General features: G+C 57.2%; 1 pseudogene. It reads left to right on the plus strand.

Going from position 1 to position 683, the window contains the following annotated elements:
- Nucleotides 1–490: 490 nt before the first annotated feature.
- Nucleotides 491–683, plus strand: a pseudogene (locus DIE23_RS39110) (IS3 family transposase); the annotation flags it as partial.

A 683-nucleotide genomic window follows, 5' to 3' on the forward strand; every position in this document is an offset into this window, starting at 1 on the left:
TACGCCGATGATAGTGCGGATTCCCGTGTGAAAGTAGGTAATCGTCAGGCTCCCTAAGCCAGAAACCCCCGCCCGAAAGGCGGGGGTTTTTGCATTTGTGGCGTGGATTTTTCGCCGCAGGAAATTCACCGCGCGGGTCTAGATTTCGATGAACGACGAGACCTGCGAAGCAATCAGCCGCGGCGATGGTGCCTCCGCGGCTGGCGTAGCGTCGCATGTTCGCAGTGAGCTATCTTGGCGAACATGCGATCTCGTAGGCTGGTCGCAACAACTTCGTCACACAGTCGCAAAACTGTGGCGCCAGTCGCACTTACTCTGGCGCCCTACGGCTGCGGCGCTGTAGAAAGACTCATATCGCGAGAAATCGCGCCTTATGGAATAAGGATTCTGAGCAGAGGGCGGACTCATAATCAGAGAAAGTGGACGCATAAATCGAGAAGTGAACCGCACCGGATTTTGTGGAGGCTCGTATTCTTGAGAGAATCGAGTCATGAACAAGAAGGCAAGCAAATTTTCCCCGGAAGTGCGGGAGCGCGCAGTGCGTCTGGTACGCGAACAGCGTAGCGAACACCCGTCGATGTGGGCAGCGGTCGAATCGATTGCGCCGATGATCGGCTGTACGCCGCAGACGCTGCTGGATTGGGTCAAACGCGACGAGGTCGACCGCGGGGAGCGCGATGGCG

Source organism: Burkholderia sp. Bp9143, from assembly GCF_003853645.1.
Lineage (GTDB): Bacteria > Pseudomonadota > Gammaproteobacteria > Burkholderiales > Burkholderiaceae > Burkholderia.